Consider the following 23,036-nt stretch of genomic DNA (forward strand, 5'->3'; position numbering starts at 1 on the left):
GGCTCAATACTCCCCCACCAGAACATCGGTGTAGAGTTCGGATGCCTCCGGCTCGGGCGAATTCTCGGCGAAGTCGGCAGCCTCGGTCACCTCCTTGCGGATATCCTTGTCGATGGCCTTGAGCTCGTCTTCGGTCGAACCCTTTTCGAGCAAGACTTTCTTGAGCCCTTCGATCGGGTCCTTGTGCTCGCGCACATCCTGCACCTCTTCGCGCGTCCGATACTTCGCGGGATCGGACATGGAGTGGCCGCGATAGCGATAGGTGTTGCATTCCATCAGCACCGGGCCTTTGCCGTCGCGCACGTGCTTGAACGCGATTTCAGCAGCCTGCCGCACTTCGAGCACGTCCATGCCGTTCACATCCATGCCGGGGATGCGGAAGGCGGTACCGCGGCGGTGGAACTCGGTTTCCGCGCTGGAACGGGCGGTGCTGGTGCCCATGGCGTACTGGTTGTTTTCCACCACGAAGACGATGGGCAACTTCCAAAGAGCGGCCATGTTCATCGTTTCGTAGACCTGCCCCTGATTTGCCGCACCGTCCCCGAAATAGGCGAGGCACAACCCGCCATCCTCGTTGTACTGGTGGGCCAGCGCGAGCCCGCCCCCCAGCGCGACCTGCGCGCCGACGATGCCGTGGCCGCCGTAGAACTTATGCTCGGTCGAGAACATGTGCATCGACCCGCCCTTGCCCTTGGAAATGCCGGCCTCGCGACCGGTCAGCTCGGCCATGATGACCTTGGGATCGATGCCATAAGCAAGCATGTGGCCATGGTCCCGATAGCCGGTGATCACGCTGTCCTTGTCGCCGTCGAGCGCCGATTGCAGGCCGATCGCGACCGCTTCCTGGCCGATGTAGAGGTGGCAGAAGCCTCCGATCAGGCCGAGGCCGTAGAGCTGGCCGGCACGCTCTTCGAAGCGACGGATGAGCAGCATCTGCTCGTAGAAATGGAGCATCTGCTCCTTGGTCGCATCGTAGCGCCTGTCCTTCTCCAGCGCGTCTTGCAGCGAGTGGAGAACGAAGTCGATATCCTCTGCAGGCGACTTCGCGGGCTTCTTCTTGCTCCGGGGGGCTTTGGCCAAGACTTCTGTCCTTGTTCTTCCGGGGAGGAATATCGGTTGCGCCTATAGGCACAGGCGCGGGCCACGCGCAACGGCAGAGCGCGTGTGCATACGAAAACCCTTACGGAAAGCGAAGGTTGCGCCCGCTTCAGTCCTCGAGCTTTATGACCACTTCGTCTGGATGGACGACATTGAGCTGCTTGCGCAGCAATTCGCCGACCATGTCGGGATCGGCCGCATCGGGATTGAGCAGTGCCACGCGGTTGGCGAGTGCCTTGCGCTCAGCCTCGAGTTCGGCGAGCTGGGCCTCGCGCTGATCGAGCAATCGCAGATTCTCGCTCCACGCGAGAAGGCCAGAGGGACCGGCGATGGCAAAGCCGCCCATGACGAGCAGTACCGCCAGCGCCGCATGCTGGGTGGCCTTCCCCTTCTGAATCGCAGCCATGGAACCCAAACGCCTCATGACGGCACAGAATCACAGTTAAACCCCTCGCGCAAGCCAATTCTTGTTCGCTCGAACGACTCGTCTCATACGCGGAACATCGCATGGTATCGACCCGTTGGTTCCTTGACAGGGCGACGGTTGAGGCGTAACTAGTTTCCATTGAAACCAAACAGTAATCCCAGAGGATTGAAATGCCTGATCTCTTCGAAAACCCCATCGGCCTCGACGGCTTTGAATTCGTCGAATTCTGCGCACCCGAAAAGGGCGTCATCGAGCCGGTTTTCGAAGCTATGGGCTTCACCCATGTCGCCACGCACCGCTCGAAGGACGTGCATCTGTGGCGTCAGGGTCAGATCAATCTGGTCCTTAATTACGAACCCAAGAGCGCGGCATGGTTCTTCGCGCGCGAACACGGTCCTTCGGCCTGCGGTATGGGTTTCCGCGTCCGCGACGCCAAGAAGGCCTACGACGAACTGCTCGAGCGCGGCGCAGAGCCGGTGGCGGTGGAGACCGGCCCGATGGAACTGCGCATCCCCGCCATCCGCGGTATCGGCGGCGCGATCGTCTATCTGATCGATCGCTATGCAGACGATGAAGGCGAAGGCCTGTCGATCTACGACATCGATTTCGAATATCTCGACGGCGTCGAAAAGTGGCCCGAAGGTGCAGGCTTCAACGTGATCGATCACCTGACGCACAACGTCTACAACGGTCGCATGAAATACTGGGCCGACTATTACGAAACGCTCTTCAATTTCCGCGAAATCCGCTTCTTCGACATCAAGGGCGAGTACACCGGCCTGACATCTAAGGCGCTGACCGCGCCCGACGGCAAGATCCGCATCCCGCTCAACGAGGAAGGCGAAGGTGGCAAGGGCCAGATCGAAGAGTTCCTGCGCGAATTCAACGGTGAAGGCATCCAGCACATCGCGCTGATCTGCGACGATCTCGTCAAGTGCTGGGACAACCTCAAGGAACTGGGCGTGCCCTTCATGACCGCCCCGCCCGAAACCTATTACGAGATGCTGTCCGAACGCCTGCCCGGCCATGGCGAGAACGTCGACGAACTCAAGATGCGCGGCATCCTGCTCGACGGCACCACCGAAGGCGGCCATCCGCGCCTGCTGCTGCAGATTTTCGCCGAGGCGCAGGTCGGTCCGGTGTTCTTCGAATTCATCCAGCGCAAGGGTGACGAAGGCTTCGGCGAAGGCAACTTCAAGGCGCTTTTCGAAAGCATGGAGCGCGACCAGGTTCGCCGCGGCGTGCTCAATGTCGAGGACGCGGAAACGGTCGAAGCGGAGCCTGCCGAATGAGCGACGTTGCCGACCATCCCGTAAAGCTGGGCGGGGTCCACCACGCCGCCTACCGCTGCAAGGACGCGAAAGAGACCGTCGAGTGGTACGGCAAGGTGCTGGGAATGGACTACACCACCGCCTTTGCCGAAGACCACGTGCCCTCGACCGGGGAATACGATCCCTACATGCATGTCTTCCTCGACGCGGGTAACGGCAATATCCTCGCCTTCTTCGAGCTGCCCAACCAGAAGGATATGGGCCGCGACGAGAACACGCCCGCCTGGGTCCAGCATCTGGCCTTTCGCGTCGCAAGCGAGGAAGACCTTGTCGCCGCGAAGGAGCATATCGAGAGCCTCGGCATCGACGTCCTCGGCCCAACGCATCACGGCATTTTCAAGTCGATCTACTTCTTCGATCCCAACGGCCACCGCGTCGAACTGGCGGCCGACATCGGAACCGACGAGCAATATGCCGAACTGAAACGCGTCGCGCCGCTGATGCTCGACGAATGGAGCGAGACCAAGAAAGCGCCGCGCCATGCCGATTGGTTGCATGAGATCGCGCGCAAGGAACACGCCGAAAAGGCAAAGGGTTAATTACGCCGGAACCCGGCCCCGCCTGTCCCGTTGAGATCGGAACAAGCGGGGAGTTTCATGCAAGCGACGCAAACCACGCCGGCCGGCGAAACCTACGACCAGACGGTCAACACCTTCTCGACATTGCAGGACCAGCTGGTCGACATGGCCGAAGGGGTCGTGCGCGCGGTTCCTGGCATGGTGATCGCGCTGCTTGTCCTGCTGCTGACCTGGATCGTGGCCAAATTCGCCGTCCGGATCGCGGACCGGCTCATCGGCAGCTCGGAAATCCGCCCCAGCCTCAAGCAATTGATCGACACCATCGTGCGCCTCACGATCTGGATCATCGGGCTGATGGTCGCGCTGATCGTGGTGATGCCGGGCATGACACCCGCCAGCCTGCTGGCAGGTCTCGGCATCGGCGCAGTGGCGATCGGCTTCGCCTTCCAGGACATCTTCGAAAACTTCCTCGCCGGCGTGCTCATAATGGTGCGCGAGAAGATGCGCATCGGCGACGTGATCGAGTGCGAGGGCATCACCGGCAAGGTCGAACACATCACTTTGCGCGAAACGCATGTGCGCAAGCTGTCGGGCGAGCTGACCGTCGTGCCCAACTCGATCCTGTTCAAGAACCCGGTCGAGATCTTCACCGACGAAGAGCAAAGGCGCCACGAAGTGGTGGTTGGCGTCTCCTACGACACGCAACTCGATCATGCGGCCGACGTCATCCGCCGCGCGGTCGAGGACATCGACGATGTGCTGGCGAGCAAGGGCATCGATATCTTCGCGCAGGAATTCAATTCCAGCTCGGTCGATTTCCTCGTCCGCTGGTGGGCGGGTTCGACCCCGCGTGACGGCTGGGAGAGCAAGGACAAGGTGGTTCGCGCGATCAAGGCCGCGTTGGACGAAGCCGGAATCGAAATCCCCTTCCCCTATGTCACCCACACCTTCAAGGAGACCGTCCCGGTCAGCCAATTGGGTGACACCAGTCGCAAGACACCTTAAGGTTTCGAATCGAGACCGGGTTTTTCGGTCTCTTGGGAGGAGAGACCGATGCAGATCCTGCGCACACCCGCCGAACGCTTTGCCGATATTCCCGACTACCCCTTTGCCGAGAACTGGTTCGAGGTCGATCTCGGCGACGGGCTGACGGCGCGGCAGCATTATGTGGACGAGGGCGCGAAGGATGCCCCGCCGGTGCTGCTGTTCCACGGCGAACCCAGCTGGTCCTTTCTCTATCGCAAGATGATCCCGATCCTCGCCGACGCCGGTTTCCGCGTCCTCGCACCCGACCTCATCGGGTTCGGCAAAAGCGATAAGCCGGACGACATTGCGTTTTACAGCTATGCTCGCCACGTCGACTGGCTCAAGCAGTGGCGCGCGGCAGTCGAACCGCGGCCCGCCGCATTGTTCTGTCAGGACTGGGGCGGATTGCTTGGGTTGCGCATGGTCGCCCACGATCCGGATCTCTTCGCCTGCGTCGTTGCCAGCAACACTTTCCTGCCTGCGGGCGGGACGCCGAGCCAGGCGTTCCTCGCCTGGCGCGAATTTGCCAAGAGCTCGCCAGATTTCCACATCGGGCCGCTGCTCGATCGCGCCACGGCCACGTCGCGCAGCGAAGCTGAAATCGCCGCTTATGACGCGCCCTTCCCCGATGAACCCTCGAAGGCCGGAGCGCGCGCCTTCCCCGCGCTCGTCCCGGTCGAGGAGGGCATGCCCGGGGTCGAGGACAACAAGCGGGCTTGGCCAGCGCTGGCGGCTTACGACAAACCTTTTCTCACCCTGTTCGGCGAAGACGATCCGATCACCAAGGGCAGCGAGAAACTTTTGATCGAGCGGATCGCCGGGGCGCAAGGCCAGCCCCATCGCACCCTCCCGACATGCGGGCACTTCTGTCAGGAAGACCAACCAGAAGCGCTTGCCCAGGGCGTCATCGAGATGGCGCGCAAGGCAGGCCATCTGGCTTGAACCACCCCGCGCGACTGACCGAAGCGCAGGAGACATCGCTCGCCATCGCAGCCGCGGTGGTGACCGCGAACGCCTATTATATCCATCCGATCATCGGCGACGTTGCCGACCATTTCGGCGTGAGCCATGCGCGCATCGGGCTCGTGCCCGCGCTCAACCAGCTCGCGCTGGCGGTCGGCATCTTCATGCTGCTGCCACTGGGCGACCGGATTTCCAACCGCCGGCTAACGATCGCCTTCGCCACCGGCCAGACCGCCTCGCTGGCTATCATGACGCTGGCAAAGGGCTTCACCCTGTTCGTGATCGGCTCCACCCTGCTCGGCTACTTCACCATCGCGCCCTATCTCCTGCCCGCCTACGCCTCAAAACGCGTCGCGCCGGAACGGCTCGGCCAGGTCACGGCCAAACTCGCCGCCGGCGTCATTCTCGGCATTCTGGTTGCGCGGGTTGGCGCCGGTGTCGTCGCAGAATATTATGGCTGGCGCGCCGTATACTGGATCGCGACAGCGCTGATGCTGTCCGTCACCCTCGCCCTCCCCCGCCTGATGGAGGGCGGCGAACGTTCGGCCGGCGACCGGCAATCCTACGGCAGCCTGCTTCTTTCGGTCTTTCCGCTGGTCACCCGCAACCGCGAGATCCTGTTGTCGGGCGCCATCCAGGGGCTGAATTTTGCGCAATTCATCGCGGTCTGGCTCGGACTCGCGCTCTACCTGACCTCGCCGAAGATGGGCTACGGTACGGATACGGTGGGCTATCTGGCGGGTCTCGCCGCAGTCAGCATCGTGTCGACCCCGCGACTGGGGCGATGGGCAGACCATGTCGGCCCGCGAAAGGCGCGTACCATTTTTGCGGTCGTCCAGCTCATCGGCATCCTCCTCCTATGGCCGCTGGGAGGGTCGCTATGGGGCCTTCTCGTGCCGCTGTTCATCGCCAACCTCGTCGGGCCGGGCGTCGACGTCACGGGACGGATGACCTTCCTCGCGCTCGATCCCGCGATCAGGACGCGCCTGACCACGGTCTATGTCGTCATCATGTTCATTGGCGGCGGGCTCGGAAGCTGGGCCGGCACCGCCGCCTACGATGCCTTCGGCTGGGCCGGTACCTGTATCCTGCTGGGCGCGTGCTCGCTGGTGCTCAGCGGCCTTGCCATGGTGGGGCGTCGCTATGGAAGGTAATGGTGCGCCCGACAGGATTCGAACCTGTGGCCCCCAGATTAGGAATCTGATGCTCTATCCTACTGAGCTACGGGCGCTTCCCGCCCCCGTATAGCGCTTCGAAAACGCGTGGCAATCAGTTGAGTTCTTCCGGCGGGGCGACGGGCACCAGAAGCGGAGCCACCGCGATCCCTTCGGCGACCATGTCCTCGGCCTCGTCACGCGTGGCGCGGCCATGGATCGGGGCTTCGTCGGCCTCGCCATAGTGCATTTCACGCGCCTTCTCCGCGAATTTGTCGCCGACCCACGTACTGCTTTCCAGCGCCTTGGCCTGCGCTTTTGCAAGCGTTTCGAGCGCCTGTTTGACCGCTGCAGGCATTTCGCCCGTGGCCATCTGCGTGGTTTCGGTGCGCTCGATCGTGCGGGCATTGCCCTTCGCCGGGACCGAAGGGGCCATAGGCGCCTTGCCGATTTGCGCGCAGCCGCATTGCGGGCACGATAAAAGGCCGGCGGCCTTCTGTTCGGAGAAATCGTCCGAGGAACCGAACCAGCCCTCGAACTGGTGGCCTTCGCTGCAGGAGAGGTCGAATACGATCATTGCTGCGGCCTATTTGGGGATTTCGCACCGGTTGGCAAGGCTCGGAACCTGTGCCCGCACCTCGGCGATGCGTGCGAGGTCGATATCGGCAAAGCCCAATCCCGGTTTCTCACCGCCCATGTCGAGCGACACTTCGCCCCAGGGATCGATCACCAGGCTGTGGCCATAGGTCCGCCGCCCGTCGGCATGTTCGCCAACCTGTGCCGCGGCCACCACGAAAGCGCTCGCCTCGATGGCGCGGGCGCGCTGGAGTACATGCCAGTGCGCCTTGCCCGTGGGCACGGTGAAGGCTGCGGGAATCGCAATAGAATCGCACCGGGCCCGGCCTAGCGCCTCGAACAGCGCCGGGAAGCGAATGTCGTAACAGACTGTGAGCCCAAGCTTGCCGACCGGCGTGTCGTCGACCGTGACGACATGCGCGCCGGACTTGTAGGCATTCGATTCGCGCCAGCTCTCGCCGCTGGCGAGGTCGACATCGAACATGTGTATCTTGTCGTAACGCGCAACAATCTGTCCTAGCAGATCGATCACGAAAGCCCGATTGGCCCAGCGTGTTCCTTCGCTTTCCACGGCAAGCGAACCAAGCGAAACCCAGATCCCCGCCTTGTGCGCGGCATTGCGGACCCTTGTCAGCGCAGCAGTATCCTCTTCGCGCTGGATCGAGGCCGCAGCGCGCTTGCGATCGCGGTCGAGCAGGCCCGACATTTCCGGCGTGAACAGCATTTCGGCACCCTCGCCCGCAGCGCGCTCGACCGCTTCGGCAAGCACGTCGGCATTCGCCTCGGGATCGATGCCCGAGGTCATCTGGAGGACGGCGATTTTCGGCATTCAGCCCGTCAGCAGCGTGTCGAGCTTGCCCGAACGCTCGAGCGCGGCGAGCTCATCCGAACCGCCGACATGCGTTTCACCGATGAATATCTGCGGTACGGTCATCGCGTTGGGCGCGCGCTGGAGCATTTCCTCGCGCTTCGGGCCACCCATGGTGATATCGTGTTCGGCATAATCCACGCCTTTCTCATCGAGCAGGCGTTTGGCGCGGAAACAGTATCCGCAGCCGAATTTGGTATAGATGTCGACCTGGGGCTGGCTCATCGAAACTCCCTTGTTTTCAGCGATCAAGCTAGCGCGCCGTCGGACCACTTGAAAGCGATTTCGGCGCTCCTATCTCGAGTGTGTCGCCACAATGGGTGTGGCGGCGACGGGGTGCCGATCACGGGCCCCGCCCTGATAGAATCGCTCACAAGAGGATTTGTTTCGATGAACCGTATGGATCTTACCCCATTCCGCCGCTCAACCGTCGGATTCGACCGCGTGTTCGACCTGATGGAACGCCAGGCGCGCAACGCCGGCGGCGACAATTACCCCCCCTTCAATATCGAGCGCCGCGGCGATGACGACTATCGCATCACGCTGGCCGTGGCCGGGTTCCGCGAGGGCGATCTCGATATCGTCGCGCAGCAGAACCTGCTGGTCGTGACCGGCAAGAAGCGCGACGAGTCGAACGAAGGCGAAATGCTGCATGTCGGCATCGCCAATCGCGGTTTCGAGCGTCGCTTCGAACTGGCCGACTACGTGCGGGTCGCCAATGCCGACCTGGCCGATGGCCTGCTGGTGATCGACCTCGTACGCGAAGTGCCCGATGCGATGAAGCCCAAGAAGATCGCCATCGGCGGCCAGCAGCCGCTCGAAGTGGTCAAGGACGAAGACCAGGGCGGCGACAGCAAGGCTGCTTGAGCCTCTTCCAACACACAGACTGAACACGAAAAGGGGGCGGAACCTGGTTCCGCCCCCGCGACGTTGTACGCCGCCCTACCCCGAAATCGGCCGTCCGGGTCGCAGAAGACAACCGTCATCGAGGCAAGCCCCACCGCTTGCTGGCGAAGCGTCTGTCTCGAAAACCCGCGCAAATCCGCCGGGAAACAACGTCATAGTGCCCGACATGTATCAAAAGATAAACCCGCTGCGCGGGCCGGATTGGATTTTGTCGCGTGCTTACAAGTTCCGGCTCACGGAACTCAACAATATCATAATCTTAGAGATTTTCGGGTTTTCAGGGCTGCTAGACCAGGCGCGCCTGTTCCAGCGCAGCTCCGACGAATCCGGCGAATAAGGGGTGCGGATCGAACGGTTTCGACTTCAACTCCGGGTGGAACTGCACGCCGACGAACCAGGGATGGTCGGGACGCTCCACAATCTCCGGCAGAAGGCCATCGGGCGACATGCCCGAAAAGATCAGGCCCTGCTTCTCTAGCGGTTCGATATAGGCGCCGTTGACTTCGTAACGATGGCGGTGTCGTTCGGAGATCGTCGTCTCACCCCCATAGATGCCCGACACATGACTGTTACCAGCCAGCTTGGCGTCGTAGGCTCCAAGCCGCATCGTGCCTCCCAGGTCGCCACCGGCTTCGCGGGTCTGGAGGCCCTCTTCGGTCATCCACTCCGTGATTATCCCGACGACAGGCTGCTCGGTCTCGCCGAATTCGGTCGACGAGGCTTGCTCGTAACCTGCGGAACGCGCCGCCTCGATACATGCCATCTGCATGCCGAGGCAGATACCGAGGAAGGGTACCTTGCGTTCGCGCGCAAAGCGCACCGCCGCGATCTTGCCTTCGCTGCCACGCTCGCCGAAGCCGCCGGGAACGAGGATGCCGTGCATCGGCTCGAGCTTGGCGACGATTTCCGCGTCGTCGCCTTCGAAGACTTCCGCGTCGATCCACTTGAGGTTGACCTTGACGCGGTGCGCCATACCTCCGTGGACAAGCGCCTCGTTCAACGATTTGTACGCGTCTTGCAGGCCGACATACTTGCCGACCACACCGATCGTGACCTCGCCTTCGGGATTGGAATGCCGATCGACCACATCGTACCAGCGTGACAAATCGGGATCGGGTGCATCGGTGATGCCGAAGGCGCGCAGCACCTCGGTATCGAGGCCTTCGCCGTGATATTGCAGCGGCACCGAGTAGATCGACGGAGCGTCGAGCGCTGGAATGACCGCTTCCTTGCGCACGTTGCAGAAGTTGGCGATCTTCTGGCGCTCGCCATCGGGAATTGGATGCTCGGCGCGGCACAGCAGCACGTCCGGCTTGATACCCAGGCTGGCGAGTTCGCGCACCGAGTGCTGGGTCGGCTTGGTCTTCAGCTCGCCTGCTGCAGCGATGTAGGGCACCAATGTCACATGGACGCTGAGCGTCTGCCACGGCTCGAGCTCGTTCCGCAGTTGGCGGATGGCTTCCATGAAGGGCAGGCCTTCGATGTCGCCCACCGTGCCGCCGATCTCGCACAGGATGAAATCGTGGTCGCCCTGGCCCGCCAGCGCGAAAGCCTTGATCTCGTCGGTCACGTGCGGGACCACCTGAACCGTCGCACCGAGGTAATCGCCGCGGCGCTCCTTGGCGATGATGTCCTGGTAGATCCTTCCGCTCGTGATGTTGTCGCCCTGATGCGCCGAAACACCGGTGAAGCGTTCGTAATGGCCCAAATCGAGGTCGGTTTCCGCCCCGTCGTCGGTCACATAGACCTCGCCGTGCTGATACGGGCTCATCGTGCCCGGATCGACGTTGAGATAGGGGTCGAATTTCCGAATGCGGACCTTGTAGCCACGCGCCTGGAGGAGGGCAGCAAGCGATGCTGCCATGAGACCTTTGCCAAGCGAGGAGACCACGCCGCCGGTGATAAAGATATACCGCGCCATGGGAGTCGGGCCTTAAGCTTATTCGTTGAGTCGGGGCAAGCGCAAAGCACCGCAAATCGCACCGCGCGGGCGGCGCAATCGAAAGCACCAGCGATTGGGGTGTGAGTTACGGGGTGACGTCGGCAAGCGGATCGTCGCTTGCCGGGGCCTCTTCACCAGTGGTTGCCGGGCCGAGCGGATCGACGGGCGCCGCCGGAGCGACTGATCGATCGAGCGTCGATTCGATGGCATCGCCGCCCGTCGTGTCCACCGCGACGGCAGCCAGCGCAATCGAGAGAATCACGAACAGGACCGCCAGCCATTTTGTGGAACGGGTCAGGAAGTCCGCCGCACCGCGCGCGCTCAGCATGCCCGAGGGGCTGCCGCCGATACCCAGACCGCCACCTTCGGAGCGTTGCATCAGGATGACGCCGACAAGCGCGGCGGCGACGATCGCCTGGAGGACGGTGAGGAAGAGGAACATGCGGGTACTCTTGGGACTGGTATCAACGGGCTGAGGCGCATTTAGGCGCGCCTCGGCAAAACGGCAAGCGGCTGGCGATCAGGCCTCTTCGGATTCCGAGGCGCCGACGACAATTCCGAGAAAAGTCTCGGCAGAGAGGCTGGCCCCGCCGACGAGCGCCCCGCCCACTTCGGGCGTCGCAAGAATTTCGGGCGCGTTATCGGGCTTTACCGATCCGCCATAGAGTATCCGGACCGCCGCGGAAGCTTCTTCACCGTATGTCTCGTTAAGCAGTTCGCGGATCGAACGATGCATCGCCTCGATGTCTTCCGAGGTGGCGGTGCGACCGGTGCCGATTGCCCAGATCGGTTCGTAGGCAATCGTCAGCCGCTCGGCCGGCTCCCCGAACAGCGGCAGAGCCGCCTTTATTTGATTCAGTACGAAGCTCTCGGCATCTCCGGCATCGCGCGTCTCCAACGTTTCCCCGCAGCACAGGATCACGCGCAGGCCTGCTTCGAGCGCCGATTCGATCTTCGCGTTGATCAGCTCGTTGGACTCGCCGTGTCCCTGGCGCCGCTCGCTGTGGCCGAGGATTACGAACTTCGCACCGGCGTCGGCGATCATCGAAGCATTGATGTCGCCCGTATGTGCGCCTTCTACCCCCGGGTGGCAATCCTGCGCCCCGACACCGATCTGCTCGGCCTCCTTATGCACGGCATGGATCAGCGTGTAGGGAGGCGCCACAGCTACTTCGACCTTCATATAGCGCTGCGCAGCACGGTCGATCGCGCGCGCTTCGGAAAGCATTGCGCGCGTGCCGTTCATTTTCCAGTTTCCGACGATGTAGGGCCGTTCGGCCATGGGTAGATCCTGCGATATGTCTGGTTGAATGGCCCGCTATATGGGGCTTGAGCTGCGCTCCGCTAGAGAAGGATTGTTCCCACGTCAAAACCCTTTGCAACCTGTTGCCGACGGGTCGCAGGGGGGATAAAGCGCCCCAACCCATCCAGGCACCGCCTGAACGACAGCAGCCAGCCAACGGGATCGCCCGCACGCCATGTTCCAGTTTTTCCGCAATTTCTTCAAGACGAAGCTCGGCCTTGCCATTGCGCTGGCGTTCCTCGGTCTGATCGCTCTTGCCTTTGCCAGCGCCGATGTTTCGAGCACCGGAACCTTCGGTGGTATTGCCGGCGGCGATCGCGTCGCGGTGGTCGGCGACGAAAAAATCTCGACTTCGGACCTGTTGCGCGGCGCGAACAACAGCCTTGACCGGGTACGGCAGGAACAACCCACTGCGACAATGCGGGAATTTCTTCGCGACGGCGGTTTGAACTCGGCTCTGGAGGCCCTGATCAATAGGGCTGCGATCAAGGCCTATGCCGACGAGCATGGCATTCGTGCGGGCGACAATCTGGTCAACAGCGAGATCCGGATGATCCCGGCCTTCCGCGGGCCCGATGGCAATTTCAGCGAAGACACCTATCGCCAGGCGCTGGCGCAACAGCGCATTACCGATGCACAGGTGCGTGAGGATCTCGGAATCGGCCTCCTTTCGCAGCAGATGTTGTTTCCGGCAGGCTTCGGCGCGACCGTGCCGGACAAGCTGGCCTATCGCTACGCGCAGTTATTCAAGGAACGTCGGGAAGGCTCGATCGCGCTCCTCCCCGCGGCAACCTATGCTCCCTCGGGCGAGCCCGATGCGGAAGTGCTACGCGCCTTTTACGATAACAACCGAGACGATTTCGTCCGGCCGGAGCGTCGTACGATCCGCTACGCGACCTTCGATTCGGCTGCGTTGGGCGACCGCATCGAACCGACTGCTGCCGAGATCGCTGCACGTTACGAGCGCGACGCCGAGCAATATGCGGCTAGCGAGACACGCGATTTCACCCAATTGATCGTGCCCACCGAAGCCGCGGCCAACTCGATCCGGCAACGGGTGGAGGGCGGAGCACCCTTCGAACAGGTTGCCCGCGAAGCCGGACTGCGCGCTGCGCCGGTCGTCGATGTTGCACGAGAAGGCTTGGCCGCGCAGGCCTCGCCAGCTGTCGCCGCCGCCTACTTCTCCGCCGCACGTGGCGAGATGACCCGACCGGCACGCAGCCCGCTCGGCTGGCACCTGGCACGAATCGATTCGATCGACTCACGACCCGCCCAGAGCCTCGCCCAAGTTCGCGGCGAGATCGCCGACAGCTTGCGCGAGGAAAAACGCGTTCGCGGCCTCGCCGACCTCGCGACCGAAATCGAGGATCAGCTCGCCGACGGCGCCACGCTGGCCGAGGTGGCCGACGAAATCGACCTTGAGCTGACGACCGTCGGCCCGGCGCTCGCGAACGGCCGCCTGTTCGAAAATCCGCAGCAAACGGTTCCCGAAGTCTTGCAGCCGGCGCTGGCAACGGCATTCCAGATGGATGAGGAAGAACCCGAGATCGCTCCGGTCAACGGCGGACAAACCTATCTGGTCTACGAAGTCGGCGACATCACTCCTGCTGCCGTGGCTCCCTATGCAGAAATCGAGGAACTGGTCGAGGCGCGCTGGCGGGCCAGCGAAGGGATGAAGGCGGCACAGGCAGCGGCCGACCGCGTGATTGCCCGCCTCCGCAATGGCGACTCGATCGCCGATGCTCTGGCTGCGGAAGATCGCCGGGTGCCCCCGGCCCAGTCGATCGACATGACCCGCGAGGACCTCGCGCGCCAGCGCGAGCGGCGCATTCCACCGCCAATTGCGTTGCTCTTCAGCATGGCCGAAGGCACGGTCAAGAAGCTCGACGCGGGAGGGAATGCCGGTTTCTTCGTGGTCAAGGTCGACGAGATCGCGATGGACGACATCGCCCAGGACGACCCGCTGATCGCCCAGGCTCGGCGCCAGATGGGTCCCCTGCTGGGCGACGAATATGCCGAACAGCTCGGGCTGGCGATGCGGCAGGAACTGGGCGTGTCGCGCAATCAGACGGCCATCGATGCTGTCCGCAGACAGCTCACCGGCAACTGAGGCGCGCTTGGGCAGCGGCCTGAAGGGCGTCGAACGGGCGCACGAAGCGCTGGCGCGGGGCACTCCTGCGCTGGTGTGGCGCGAAATCGTAGCCGATACCGAAACACCGGTTGGCGCTGCGCTCAAGCTGTTCGAGGACGGTCGCGGCGACTTTCTGCTCGAATCGGTGGAGGGCGGCGAGGTGCGCGGGCGCTACAGCCTCATCGGGCTCGATCCCGACCTGGTGTTTCGCGCCACCGGCGACCGCGCCGAGATCAATCCGCAATGGCAATTCGCGCGCGATGGCTTCGAGCCTTGCCAGCACGGAACACTCGACAGCCTGCGCGCGCTGGTCGACTCGTGCCGCTGCTCCGTGCCCGAGGAACTGCCGCCGGCGCTGGCCTGCCTTGTCGGCCATTTCGGATATGAAACCATCGGACTGGTCGAAAAGCTGCCGCGCCCATCCGAAGGTCCACTCGACCTCCCGGACATGCTGTTCGTGCGCCCGACCGTCTTGCTGGTTTTCGACCGGCTCAGCGATGCGCTTTTTTGCATTGCACCGGTGTGGCAGGGCGGCTCGATCGAGCGAGCAGGCGACAGGATCGACGAAGTTCTGCGCAAGCTGGCCCAGCCCCATGCGGATGCGGGCGACCACCTTGCCGACCATCCCGAACCGGCGCTCGACCCCACCATGCCGGCAGCCGATTACGAGGCCATGGTCCTGCGCGCGAAGGACTACATCGAGGCGGGCGACATCTTCCAGGTCGTGCTCTCGCAGCGCTTCACCTCGCCCTTCGCGCTGCCACCGATGGCGCTCTATCGCGCGCTGAGGCGCGTAAATCCGTCACCATTCCTCTATTTCCTCGACATGCCCGGCTTCGCCATCGTCGGATCGAGCCCGGAAATCCTCGTCCGCGTGCGCGACGGCGAAGTGACGATCCGGCCGATTGCCGGCACCCGTCCGCGCGGCGCAACGCAGGCTGCAGATCGGCTCGCCGAACAAGAGCTGCTGTCCGACCCGAAAGAGCGGGCCGAGCACTTGATGCTGCTCGACCTGGGGCGCAACGATGTGGGTCGGGTGGCTGAATCGGGCAGCGTTACCGTCACCGAGAGCTTCACCGTCGAGCGTTACAGCCACGTCATGCATATCGTCAGCAATGTCACCGGACGGCTCGATCCATCGAAGGATGCGATCGACGCGCTGTTCGCCGGGTTCCCGGCAGGCACCGTAAGCGGCGCGCCAAAGGTGCGTGCGTGCGAGATCATAGCCGAACTCGAACCGGCCACCCGCGGCCCCTATGCCGGCGGTGTGGGCTATTTCGCGCCAGACGGCTCTGTCGACAGTTGCATCGTCCTGCGAACCGCCGTGGTCAAAGACGGTACGATGCATGTGCAGGCAGGCGCCGGGATCGTCGCCGATAGCGATCCAGCCTATGAACAGAGAGAATGCGAAGCGAAGGCGGGCGCGCTGCTCGCTGCGGCAAAGGAAGCCGTACGCCTCGCGATGGAGCCCGGGTTCGGTCAATGAGAACAACTATCGTTGCGCTGGTTCTGCTTGCGCTGACAGCCTGTGAAGCACAGCCCGAAGGCGAACCCGTCGCGCGTGCGCGCATCGACGGGAAGCAGCCCACCGCGTCACCCACTCCCGAACCAAGCCCGACCGCAACACTTGCGAGCCAGGTCGAGAGCGCCTGCCGATCGATCATTTTCGAGGACACGCCGCTCAGCCACTGCCTGGCGGTTCCCTCGCGGCACAGCATCGCCATGGAGCTCGGGCCAGATAGCGCTGCACCCTTTCGAAGCCTGACGGATTTCGCCCGCGCCCAGGAAGTTGACTCCATCGCCTTTGCGATGAACGCGGGCATGTTCGACGATGAAGGCAAGCCTATCGGGTATTTCGTCGAGAACTCGCAGCGCCTGCAAACGCTCAACACCGCCGATGGCGAGGGCAATTTCCACATGAAGCCCAATGGCGTGTTCTACGGCAGCGGCGGCGAATGGGTTGTCCGCAGTACCGACAGCTTCCTGGCCAATGTCACCGACCGCCCGGAATTCGGCACCCAGTCGGGACCGATGCTTGTTATCGACGGCAAAATTCACCCCACGATTACGCATGACGGGCCTTCTCGCCTGGTCCGCAACGCCGTCGGCGTCGATGACGATGGCCGAGCGCATTTCGTGATATCGAACGCGCCGATCTCTTTCGGCAAGCTCGCCCGGTTCTACAAGGACGAGCTGGACGTTAAGAACGCGCTGTTCCTCGACGGAAACGTCTCGCTGATGTGGAACCCTTCCACCGACCGGCTCGACACGGGGGCGCCCATCGGTCCCATCGTCGTCGTCAAGAAGAAGGCCTCCGAATGACCGAAGCCCGCCGCACGCTCTATCCCGAGATCGAACCCTTCGAGACCGGCATGCTCGATGTCGGCGAAGGCCATTCACTCTATTGGGAGCGGGTCGGCACCAGGGGCGCGAAGCCTGCGGTTTTCCTCCACGGAGGTCCCGGCGGCGGCATGTCGCCCGACCATCGTCGCCAGTGGGATCCGGAGCTCTACGACGTGCTGCTGTTCGACCAGCGCGGCTGCGGCAAGTCGCTACCCTTCGCCGAGATCGAGCACAACGATACCTGGCGGATCGTCGAAGACATCGAGCGTTTGCGCGACATGTGCGGTCACGACAAATGGCAGGCATTCGGAGGCAGCTGGGGTTCGACCCTTGCCCTGGCCTATGCGGAGAAATATCCCCAACGTGTCAGCGAACTCGTGCTGCGCGGCGTGTTCCTAGCGCGCGAGCAGGAAAAGACCTGGCTCTATGGCTACGGCGCAAGCGAAATCATGGCCGAGCAGTGGGACGAGTTCATCGGCCTCATCCCCGAACCGGAACGCGGCGATCTGGTGCGCGCTTACTACAATCGCCTGACCAGCGAGGACGAGGCCACCCGGCTGGCGGCGGCGCGCGAATGGTCGCTGTGGGAAGGCCATGTCGCCACGCTGCTGCCGAACGAGTCCCTGCTCGAAAGCTTCGGCGATCCGGCCAAGGCGGTTCCCTTCGCACGGATCTGCGCCAAGTTCTTTCTCGAGGGGTTCTTCCTCGAGGAGAACGAGTTGCTCGAGAAGGTCGGGAGGCTGTCCGGTATTCCCGGAATCATCGTGCAGGGCCGCCATGACATCTGCACTCCGCCGAGTGCTGCTTGGGCTCTGAAAAAGGCCTGGCCCGAAGCCGAGTTGTGGATGGTGGACGACGCCGGACACAGCGCCAGCGAACCCGGTATCGTCGACGGCCTGGTTCGCGCGACCGACCAGTTGGCGGGCAAGCGGGCGTAACGCCACGCTGACGTTTCGCCTTTCGCAGCTTTCCTTGCTTGAAAGCACAGCGCCAGGGCTTCATTGACGCCACGAATGACCGACACTCGCACCATCCTCGTAATCGACAATTACGACAGCTTCACCTTCAATCTCGTCCACTATCTCATGGAAATGCGCGCGCGTGTGGAGGTGGTGCGCAATGACGCCATTTCGGCGAGCGAGGCGCTGGCCGCAGATCACGCGGGCTTTCTGATCTCGCCCGGCCCCTGCACGCCGAACGAGGCGGGGGTCAGCCTCGACCTCGTGGCGGCGTGCGCCGATGCAGGCAAGCCGCTACTCGGCGTGTGTCTCGGCCATCAGTCCATCGGCCAGCATTTCGGTGGGCGGGTCGTCCGTGGTGGGCTGATGCACGGCAAGACGTCACCGGTGACGCATGATGCCAGCGGGGTCTTTGCCGGCCTGCCCTCGCCCTTCACGGCGACGCGCTATCATTCGCTGGTGGTCGAGAACATTCCCGATTGCCTCGAAATCAACGCCACCAGCGAGACGCCCGGCCTCGACGGCAGCAGCGTGATGGGCTTTCGCCACAGCGAGCTGCCGATCCACGGCGTCCAGTTCCACCCAGAAAGCATTGCCACCGAGCACGGTCACGCGCTGCTCGCCAACTTCCTCGACATCTGCGGTATCGCCGCCAAGGTCCCGGCATGAAACGACTTCCCGACGCAAAGCAGCACCTTGGCGAGCAGGAGGCCGAAGAGGTCTTTGGCTGGATCCTCGACGGCGAAACGTCAGACGAGGACATCGCGAGGTTTCTCGTCGACATGTCGGCGCGGAGCGAAACTTCGGACGAAATCGCCGGGGCGGCGCGAGCGTTGCGCGCGCGGCTGATCCCGGTCGATGCGCCCGAGGGAACGGTCGATTGCTGCGGCACCGGCGGCGACGGCCATCACACGCTCAATGTGTCGACGGCGGTCAGCCTGGTCGTCGCTGCCTGCGGCGTGCCCGTTGCCAAACACGGCAATCGCGCGGCCAGCAGCAAATCGGGCGCGGCCGACACGCTGGAGGCGCTCGGTCTCGACATGGAAGCGGCGGGAAGAAGCGCCGAGAAGACCCTGGCGGAACTGGGGATTTGTTTCCTTTTCGCCAAGAACCATCACCCGGCGATGGGGCGGATCCAGCCCATTCGCCAGAAATTGGGCGTGCGTACGATCTTCAATCTTATGGGTCCGCTGTCGAACCCTGCCGGTGTGCGTCGCCAGCTCATCGGCATCGCGCGGCCCGCCTATGTTCCGATCTACGCGGCGGCCAAGGCCAAGCTGGGAACCGATCGCACCTTTATCGCCTCGGGCGACGAGGGGCTCGACGAGTTGAGCCTAGCAGGCGGTAATGAACTGGCCGATGTTAAGGGCAACGAATTCGAAATGCGTCGGGTGGTCGCGGTTCAGGCCAACCTGCCGCACGCACCTGTCGAAGCCATTCGCGGCGGCGATCCGGACCACAATGCGCGCGCGCTGGAGGCACTGCTCAGCGGTACTCCGGGTCCCTATCGCGATGCCGTTCTTTTCAATGCCGCTGCCACGCTGATTGTCGCCGATCGCACCGACGACTGGACCGAAGGCGCCGAAATCGCTGCAGAAGCGCTGGATTCGGGCAAGGCCAAGGCTCTGCTCGACAACTGGATCGCAATGGCCGCGTGACATGAACAAGCTGGAAGAAATCTGCGCGACCAAGCGCGAGGAAGTGGCTGCTCGCAAGGCGAGCCGCTCGCTTGCCGATCTCGAAGCCCTAGCCAAGGAACAAACCGCCCCCCGCGGGTTCCAGACCGCGCTCTCGCAGGCACAGGAGAACGGCTTCGGGCTGATCGCAGAGATCAAGAAAGCATCTCCCTCCAAGGGTCTGATACGCAAAGATTTCCGCCCCGCCGACCATGCCCACGCCTATGCAGCGGGCGGCGCCGCGTGCCTCTCTGTGCTGACCGATGCGCCCTATTTCGAGGGGCACGAGGACTATCTGGTCGAGGCCCGCGCGGCTTGCGCCCTGCCCGTCCTGCGCAAGGATTTCATGGTCGATCCGTGGCAGGTCGCCGAAGCCCGGGCAATCGGTGCCGATGCGATCCTGATCATCGTTGCCGCGCTCGAGGACGGCGCCATGGTCGAGATCGAAGCGGCGGCGATCGAACACAAGATGGACGTGCTGGTCGAAGTTCACGATCGCACCGAATTGGCACGTGCAACCTGTCTCCAGTCGCGATTGATCGGGGTGAACAATCGCGATCTCAAGACCTTCACCACCGATCTCGCGACCACCGAAACGCTGGCCGCGATCGCGCCACACGATGCCCTTCTGGTCGGCGAAAGCGGAATTGCCACCCATGCCGATTGCGAGCGTCTGGCACGCTCGGGAGTGCGCAGTTTCCTCGTCGGAGAAAGCCTGATGCGCCAGGCCGATGTCGAGGCAGCGACGCGAGCGCTGCTTGGCGGTTGAACTCTCCACGCCGGACCGAACCGGGAACAATTGTTCCACCGCAAACCGTTCGAAAATCACGCTATTGCTTGACTTGGCGAATCAGGTTGCTTACTTGTTCCGCATTCGTTCACAGGTTTGTGAACAGGCGAAACGGGAGTGCGCACCATGCTGACCGCCAAGCAGCACGAATTGATCCGCTTCATCCAGCAGCGGCTGGAAGAGACCGGCATTTCGCCGAGTTTCGAGGAGATGAAGGAAGCGCTCGATCTCAAGAGCAAGTCGGGTGTTCATCGGTTGATTTCCGCGCTCGAGGAACGCGGCTTCATTCGCCGCCTGCCCAATCGCGCCCGCGCGCTCGAAGTGGTCAAACTGCCCGAGGATGCAGTGATGGGCACGCCGAGGCCTGCTCCGGCGAACGATCCTGTCAGCGCCGCCATGCCCGCGAAAGCCGTCGCGCCTGATCCTGCGAACGACATAATCGACGTACCGCTCCATGGCCGGATTGCCGCCGGCGCGCCGATCGAGGCGATCGAAGGGCAGTCGAGCATGCCGGTTCCTGCCGCCCTGCTCGGCCCCGGCGAACATTATGCGCTCGAGGTCTCGGGCGACTCGATGATCGAGGCGGGCATTTTCGATGGCGATTACGCGCTGGTGAAGCGCGCCGACAGCGCACGCGACGGCGAGATCGTAGTGGCACTGGTCGATAATGAGGAAGCGACGCTCAAGTATCTGCGCAAGGATGGTGGACGGGTCGTGCTCGATCCCGCCAATGGCGCTTACGAGCCGCAAGTCTACGAACCGCACCGCGTGCAGGTTCAGGGCAAGCTCGCAGGGCTGCTGCGGCGCTATCACTGACGGGCATTGCGCCCCGCGGTTCTCAGCGGGCGGATGCGCGCCACCAGCCATGCTCGCCCTCGTCCTGTGCAACGGTTTCGATGCGCGGTTCATCCAGATAGATCGCCGTACCGCCTTCGCGATCGAGGAACCGCCGATCGGCCTTGAGCCAGCGCGGCTTGCAACTTCGCGGCAGAAAACGGTCGGCAATCACGATATCGGAATGTCGGCAGGCCGCCGCCAAAGCACGTTCGGCGACGAGATCGCGGTTGCGGGCTACCAGAATCGACCAGTCGCGCCCTTCCCGAGCGATCGATAGCGTGCAGAATTCGGCACTACATTTGCTGCGTGGCCATTGCGATAGCGGGATCGGTACAAGGTCGGTCCCTGCCAGCTCGAGAAGGTTGTCCTGCGCATAACCGCCTTCGCTGTCGCGCAAGACCAGCAAGCGTTCGTCTTCGTTCGCAACGCCGATATCGCGCCCGTCACGGGTAATTAGAATATCGGGCACGGGCGCCGTCGCCATCATTCCTGCAGAGACCGCAACCGGCGCGAATCCCCAAAGCCTGGCTCCGCCCTGCCAGAAAGCCAACCAAAGCGCCCCAGCTAAGTAGAGCACCATCGCCCCCATACCGATCCGCGGGGCAAGCTTTACCGAACCCGGCTGCTCGGCAAAGAAGTGCGCAATGGCAAGCAAGAGGTCGAGCGAGTGTCCGACGAGCCACCATGCCGGGGCTCCCGCGCCTGCGAGATCGAGGAGCAAGGCCAGCGCTACCAACGGCATGGATACGAAAGTCACCAACGGAATGGCGATCAGGTTGGCCGCCGCGCCGTAGACACCGGCACGATGGAAATGGAAAAGCACGATCGGCATCAACGCCAGCTCGATCACCAGCCCGGTCAGGAACAATATGGCTGCCCGCCTGCCAAAGCGCCGCACCCAGCTCTCCTCGCGCGGCGCCAGAAAGTCCCTTATCCGTTGGACATTATGCAACGCTACGATCGCGATCACCGCAGCGAAACTCATCTGGAAGCTCGGCCCGACCAGGGATTCCGGCCACAGCGCGAGCACCACGCCCGCAGCGATCGCGACCATTCGCAATGACAGCGGCTCGCGCCCCAGCGCCAGGGCGACAAGCACCAACAAGGCTCCGATGCAGCTGCGCACGGTCGGAACCTCGGCGCCGGTCAGCAGCGTATAACCGATCCCTGCCAATGCCGCCGCGCCCGCCGCGACCAGGGGCAAGCGCACGCGCAAGGTCAGCCAAGGCCACAGCGCGAGCAACTTGAGCGCGACGAGGTAGGTCGCCGCAATGATTGCGCTGACGTGCAAACCGCTGATCGACAGCAGGTGCGTCAGCCCGGAATCGCGCATCGCCTCCTCGTCGGCTTCGGGGATCGCGCCGCGGTCGCCGCTGGCCAGTGTCGCGGCGATTGCACCCGAAGTGCCTCCGAGGTTGGCGCGCACATGCGCAGACAGGCGCCGCTGGATCGACGCTAGAGATAACTCCGCCGGCGGTGGCGGCTCCACCAATTCTACCGCGCCCACCACCGAACCGGTTGCCGACAGCCCCTCGAACCAAGCACGCCGCGCGAAATTGTAGGCGCCTGGCACGATCGGCGGCGATGGCGGCATCAGGCGCGCCGCAAGGCGGATACGGGCGCCTTCGCGGAAAATCCTGCGATCCGCATCGACCGGAAGGTTGACGCGATAGGCAACCGCGCGCCCGCTCTCGGCATCGCGCGCCGCAAGGACGAGGCGCACGCGGTCTTCTGCAGGTTGCTCCTCGCGTTCCAGGATGCGACCATCGATTAGTTCGAAGCGCGGATGGGGTATCGGTTCCGCACCGACCATTCCCGAACGCGCCCAAACCAGCGCGGTCCCTGCCGCCAAGGCCAGCCCGACCGAGAGCACCGCAGCAAGCGTGTAGACGCGGCGCTCGTCGCTCCGCCATGTGGCCAGCGCCAGCATCACCGCGGCGACTCCGCCTGCCATGACCGCCAGCCATTGCCAGGGGGTACCGAGATAGAACCAGAACCCGATCCCGGCTGCAAAGGCGACCACCAGCCACGGTCCGCGATCGAATTCCGCAGCGGCGAGAAATGCCTCGAAACGCCGCGCAAAACTGGACAAGAGAGCGCTCATGCGCCAAGGGCGCGGCACCATATTGCGGGCCTCGTCGCCCGCCTCCCCCATCGGTATCGAAGGCGTCCCCCGTGTCGCCATGCA

23 protein-coding genes and 1 tRNA gene are annotated in these 23,036 nt (G+C 63.3%); 14 read left to right on the forward strand and 10 right to left on the reverse strand.

Annotated elements, in window-relative coordinates; translation table 11 throughout:
• Positions 1–3: 3 nt before the first annotated feature.
• Entirely contained in the window at positions 4–1,080 is a 1,077-nt protein-coding gene (gene pdhA, locus ASS64_RS02215) for a pyruvate dehydrogenase (acetyl-transferring) E1 component subunit alpha (protein ID WP_067689188.1), read from the reverse strand.
• A gap of 127 nt (positions 1,081–1,207) precedes the next feature.
• Positions 1,208–1,504 carry a septum formation initiator family protein gene (locus tag ASS64_RS02220; RefSeq protein WP_234002287.1) on the reverse strand — a complete coding sequence of 99 codons (297 nt, stop codon included), beginning with the start codon at positions 1,502–1,504 and terminating at the stop codon, positions 1,208–1,210.
• A 191-nt stretch (positions 1,505–1,695) separates the two neighbouring features.
• Between ASS64_RS02220 and hppD the strand changes: the two genes are divergently transcribed.
• The 5 genes from hppD to ASS64_RS02245 are packed head-to-tail and all read left to right on the forward strand — an operon-like array spanning position 1,696 to position 6,517.
• Positions 1,696–2,817: a 4-hydroxyphenylpyruvate dioxygenase gene (gene hppD / locus ASS64_RS02225; RefSeq protein WP_067689194.1), complete on the forward strand. Its 1,122-nt coding sequence runs from the start codon at positions 1,696–1,698 to the stop codon at positions 2,815–2,817.
• Positions 2,814–3,395 (forward strand): VOC family protein, encoded by a 582-nt coding sequence (locus ASS64_RS02230; RefSeq protein ID WP_067689197.1) that lies wholly within the window; start codon positions 2,814–2,816, stop codon positions 3,393–3,395. The genes hppD and ASS64_RS02230 overlap by 4 nt, the downstream gene beginning before the upstream one ends.
• A 57-nt stretch (positions 3,396–3,452) precedes the next feature.
• Positions 3,453–4,379: a mechanosensitive ion channel family protein gene (locus tag ASS64_RS02235; RefSeq protein ID WP_067689200.1), complete on the forward strand. Its 927-nt coding sequence runs from the start codon at positions 3,453–3,455 to the stop codon at positions 4,377–4,379.
• A 48-nt stretch (positions 4,380–4,427) separates the two neighbouring features.
• Positions 4,428–5,342 (forward strand): haloalkane dehalogenase, encoded by a 915-nt coding sequence (locus tag ASS64_RS02240; RefSeq protein WP_067689203.1) that lies wholly within the window; start codon positions 4,428–4,430, stop codon positions 5,340–5,342.
• Positions 5,339–6,517: an MFS transporter gene (locus ASS64_RS02245; RefSeq protein ID WP_067689206.1), complete on the forward strand. Its 1,179-nt coding sequence runs from the start codon at positions 5,339–5,341 to the stop codon at positions 6,515–6,517. The genes ASS64_RS02240 and ASS64_RS02245 overlap by 4 nt, the downstream gene beginning before the upstream one ends.
• Here the strand turns inward: ASS64_RS02245 and ASS64_RS02250 are convergent.
• From ASS64_RS02250 to grxC, 4 genes are all read right to left on the reverse strand, one after another.
• Positions 6,518–6,594: transfer RNA gene (locus ASS64_RS02250), tRNA-Arg, on the reverse strand.
• Between the two features lie 38 nt (positions 6,595–6,632).
• Entirely contained in the window at positions 6,633–7,094 is a 462-nt protein-coding gene (locus tag ASS64_RS02255) for a DUF1178 family protein (RefSeq protein WP_067689209.1), read from the reverse strand.
• 9 nt (positions 7,095–7,103) lie between these two features.
• Entirely contained in the window at positions 7,104–7,922 is an 819-nt protein-coding gene (locus ASS64_RS02260) for a carbon-nitrogen hydrolase family protein (RefSeq protein ID WP_067689212.1), read from the reverse strand.
• Complete coding sequence (grxC, locus tag ASS64_RS02265) at positions 7,923–8,186, reverse strand: glutaredoxin 3 (RefSeq protein WP_067690313.1); 264 nt, start codon at positions 8,184–8,186, stop codon at positions 7,923–7,925. It abuts the gene before it with no gap.
• 165 nt (positions 8,187–8,351) lie between these two features.
• On the opposite strand from grxC, the gene ASS64_RS02270 reads away from it, so the two are divergent.
• On the forward strand, positions 8,352–8,828 hold the full coding sequence (locus ASS64_RS02270) for an Hsp20 family protein (RefSeq protein WP_067689215.1): 477 nt from the start codon (positions 8,352–8,354) through the stop codon (positions 8,826–8,828).
• Between the two features lie 325 nt (positions 8,829–9,153).
• Here ASS64_RS02270 and ASS64_RS02275 read toward each other — a convergent pair whose 3' ends face one another.
• The 3 genes from ASS64_RS02275 to tpiA form a co-directional block, all read right to left on the reverse strand.
• Positions 9,154–10,788, reverse strand: a complete 1,635-nt coding sequence (locus tag ASS64_RS02275; protein WP_067689218.1) for a CTP synthase — start codon at positions 10,786–10,788, stop codon at positions 9,154–9,156.
• 106 nt (positions 10,789–10,894) lie between these two features.
• The gene (secG, locus tag ASS64_RS02280) at positions 10,895–11,251 is read right to left on the reverse strand and encodes a preprotein translocase subunit SecG (RefSeq protein ID WP_067689221.1); all 357 of its coding nucleotides are present in this window, start codon (positions 11,249–11,251) and stop codon (positions 10,895–10,897) included.
• A 78-nt stretch (positions 11,252–11,329) separates the two neighbouring features.
• A complete protein-coding gene (gene tpiA / locus ASS64_RS02285) occupies positions 11,330–12,091 on the reverse strand; it encodes a triose-phosphate isomerase (RefSeq protein ID WP_067689224.1) in 762 nt (253 codons plus the stop codon).
• A gap of 196 nt (positions 12,092–12,287) precedes the next feature.
• Between tpiA and ASS64_RS02290 the strand changes: the two genes are divergently transcribed.
• The 8 genes from ASS64_RS02290 to lexA all read left to right on the forward strand — a co-directional run bounded on the left by ASS64_RS02290 (position 12,288) and on the right by lexA (position 20,827).
• Complete coding sequence (locus ASS64_RS02290; RefSeq protein ID WP_067689227.1) at positions 12,288–14,222, forward strand: peptidylprolyl isomerase; 1,935 nt, start codon at positions 12,288–12,290, stop codon at positions 14,220–14,222.
• Positions 14,191–15,729 (forward strand): anthranilate synthase component I, encoded by a 1,539-nt coding sequence (gene trpE, locus ASS64_RS02295; protein ID WP_083508118.1) that lies wholly within the window; start codon positions 14,191–14,193, stop codon positions 15,727–15,729. Before ASS64_RS02290 ends, trpE begins: the two co-directional genes overlap by 32 nt.
• On the forward strand, positions 15,726–16,565 hold the full coding sequence (locus ASS64_RS02300; RefSeq protein WP_067689230.1) for a phosphodiester glycosidase family protein: 840 nt from the start codon (positions 15,726–15,728) through the stop codon (positions 16,563–16,565). Before trpE ends, ASS64_RS02300 begins: the two co-directional genes overlap by 4 nt.
• Positions 16,562–17,524: a prolyl aminopeptidase gene (gene pip, locus ASS64_RS02305; RefSeq protein WP_067689233.1), complete on the forward strand. Its 963-nt coding sequence runs from the start codon at positions 16,562–16,564 to the stop codon at positions 17,522–17,524. The genes ASS64_RS02300 and pip overlap by 4 nt, the downstream gene beginning before the upstream one ends.
• A gap of 75 nt (positions 17,525–17,599) precedes the next feature.
• A complete protein-coding gene (locus ASS64_RS02310) occupies positions 17,600–18,214 on the forward strand; it encodes an aminodeoxychorismate/anthranilate synthase component II (RefSeq protein ID WP_067689235.1) in 615 nt (204 codons plus the stop codon).
• The gene (gene trpD, locus ASS64_RS02315) at positions 18,211–19,203 is read left to right on the forward strand and encodes an anthranilate phosphoribosyltransferase (protein ID WP_067689239.1); all 993 of its coding nucleotides are present in this window, start codon (positions 18,211–18,213) and stop codon (positions 19,201–19,203) included. Before ASS64_RS02310 ends, trpD begins: the two co-directional genes overlap by 4 nt.
• Position 19,204: 1 nt before the next feature.
• Positions 19,205–19,990 (forward strand): indole-3-glycerol phosphate synthase TrpC, encoded by a 786-nt coding sequence (gene trpC / locus ASS64_RS02320; protein WP_067689243.1) that lies wholly within the window; start codon positions 19,205–19,207, stop codon positions 19,988–19,990.
• Between the two features lie 147 nt (positions 19,991–20,137).
• The gene (gene lexA, locus ASS64_RS02325) at positions 20,138–20,827 is read left to right on the forward strand and encodes a transcriptional repressor LexA (RefSeq protein WP_067690318.1); all 690 of its coding nucleotides are present in this window, start codon (positions 20,138–20,140) and stop codon (positions 20,825–20,827) included.
• A 22-nt stretch (positions 20,828–20,849) separates the two neighbouring features.
• Here lexA and ASS64_RS02330 read toward each other — a convergent pair whose 3' ends face one another.
• The gene (locus ASS64_RS02330) at positions 20,850–23,033 is read right to left on the reverse strand and encodes a ComEC/Rec2 family competence protein (RefSeq protein WP_067689246.1); all 2,184 of its coding nucleotides are present in this window, start codon (positions 23,031–23,033) and stop codon (positions 20,850–20,852) included.
• Positions 23,034–23,036 lie beyond the last annotated feature (3 nt).

Origin of the sequence: Erythrobacter sp. AP23 (genome assembly GCF_001542855.1) — a bacterium.
Lineage (GTDB): Bacteria > Pseudomonadota > Alphaproteobacteria > Sphingomonadales > Sphingomonadaceae > Qipengyuania.

What these genes read in the sequence shown, in the direction of transcription:
- ASS64_RS02220 (WP_234002287.1), bottom strand. Translation starts at nt 1,504, where the DNA reads ATGGCTGCGATTCAGAAGGGGAAGGCCACCCAGCATGCGGCGCTGGCG.
- hppD (WP_067689194.1), top strand. Translation starts at nt 1,696, where the DNA reads ATGCCTGATCTCTTCGAAAACCCCATCGGCCTCGACGGCTTTGAATTC.
- ASS64_RS02230 (WP_067689197.1), top strand. Translation starts at nt 2,814, where the DNA reads ATGAGCGACGTTGCCGACCATCCCGTAAAGCTGGGCGGGGTCCACCAC.
- ASS64_RS02235 (WP_067689200.1), top strand. Translation starts at nt 3,453, where the DNA reads ATGCAAGCGACGCAAACCACGCCGGCCGGCGAAACCTACGACCAGACG.
- ASS64_RS02240 (WP_067689203.1), top strand. Translation starts at nt 4,428, where the DNA reads ATGCAGATCCTGCGCACACCCGCCGAACGCTTTGCCGATATTCCCGAC.
- ASS64_RS02255 (WP_067689209.1), bottom strand. Translation starts at nt 7,094, where the DNA reads ATGATCGTATTCGACCTCTCCTGCAGCGAAGGCCACCAGTTCGAGGGC.
- ASS64_RS02260 (WP_067689212.1), bottom strand. Translation starts at nt 7,922, where the DNA reads ATGCCGAAAATCGCCGTCCTCCAGATGACCTCGGGCATCGATCCCGAG.
- grxC (WP_067690313.1), bottom strand. Translation starts at nt 8,186, where the DNA reads ATGAGCCAGCCCCAGGTCGACATCTATACCAAATTCGGCTGCGGATAC.
- ASS64_RS02270 (WP_067689215.1), top strand. Translation starts at nt 8,352, where the DNA reads ATGAACCGTATGGATCTTACCCCATTCCGCCGCTCAACCGTCGGATTC.
- ASS64_RS02275 (WP_067689218.1), bottom strand. Translation starts at nt 10,788, where the DNA reads ATGGCGCGGTATATCTTTATCACCGGCGGCGTGGTCTCCTCGCTTGGC.
- secG (WP_067689221.1), bottom strand. Translation starts at nt 11,251, where the DNA reads ATGTTCCTCTTCCTCACCGTCCTCCAGGCGATCGTCGCCGCCGCGCTT.
- tpiA (WP_067689224.1), bottom strand. Translation starts at nt 12,091, where the DNA reads ATGGCCGAACGGCCCTACATCGTCGGAAACTGGAAAATGAACGGCACG.
- ASS64_RS02290 (WP_067689227.1), top strand. Translation starts at nt 12,288, where the DNA reads ATGTTCCAGTTTTTCCGCAATTTCTTCAAGACGAAGCTCGGCCTTGCC.
- trpE (WP_083508118.1), top strand. Translation starts at nt 14,191, where the DNA reads ATGCTGTCCGCAGACAGCTCACCGGCAACTGAGGCGCGCTTGGGCAGC.
- ASS64_RS02300 (WP_067689230.1), top strand. Translation starts at nt 15,726, where the DNA reads ATGAGAACAACTATCGTTGCGCTGGTTCTGCTTGCGCTGACAGCCTGT.
- pip (WP_067689233.1), top strand. Translation starts at nt 16,562, where the DNA reads ATGACCGAAGCCCGCCGCACGCTCTATCCCGAGATCGAACCCTTCGAG.
- ASS64_RS02310 (WP_067689235.1), top strand. Translation starts at nt 17,600, where the DNA reads ATGACCGACACTCGCACCATCCTCGTAATCGACAATTACGACAGCTTC.
- trpD (WP_067689239.1), top strand. Translation starts at nt 18,211, where the DNA reads ATGAAACGACTTCCCGACGCAAAGCAGCACCTTGGCGAGCAGGAGGCC.
- trpC (WP_067689243.1), top strand. Translation starts at nt 19,205, where the DNA reads ATGAACAAGCTGGAAGAAATCTGCGCGACCAAGCGCGAGGAAGTGGCT.
- lexA (WP_067690318.1), top strand. Translation starts at nt 20,138, where the DNA reads ATGCTGACCGCCAAGCAGCACGAATTGATCCGCTTCATCCAGCAGCGG.
- ASS64_RS02330 (WP_067689246.1), bottom strand. Translation starts at nt 23,033, where the DNA reads ATGGCGACACGGGGGACGCCTTCGATACCGATGGGGGAGGCGGGCGAC.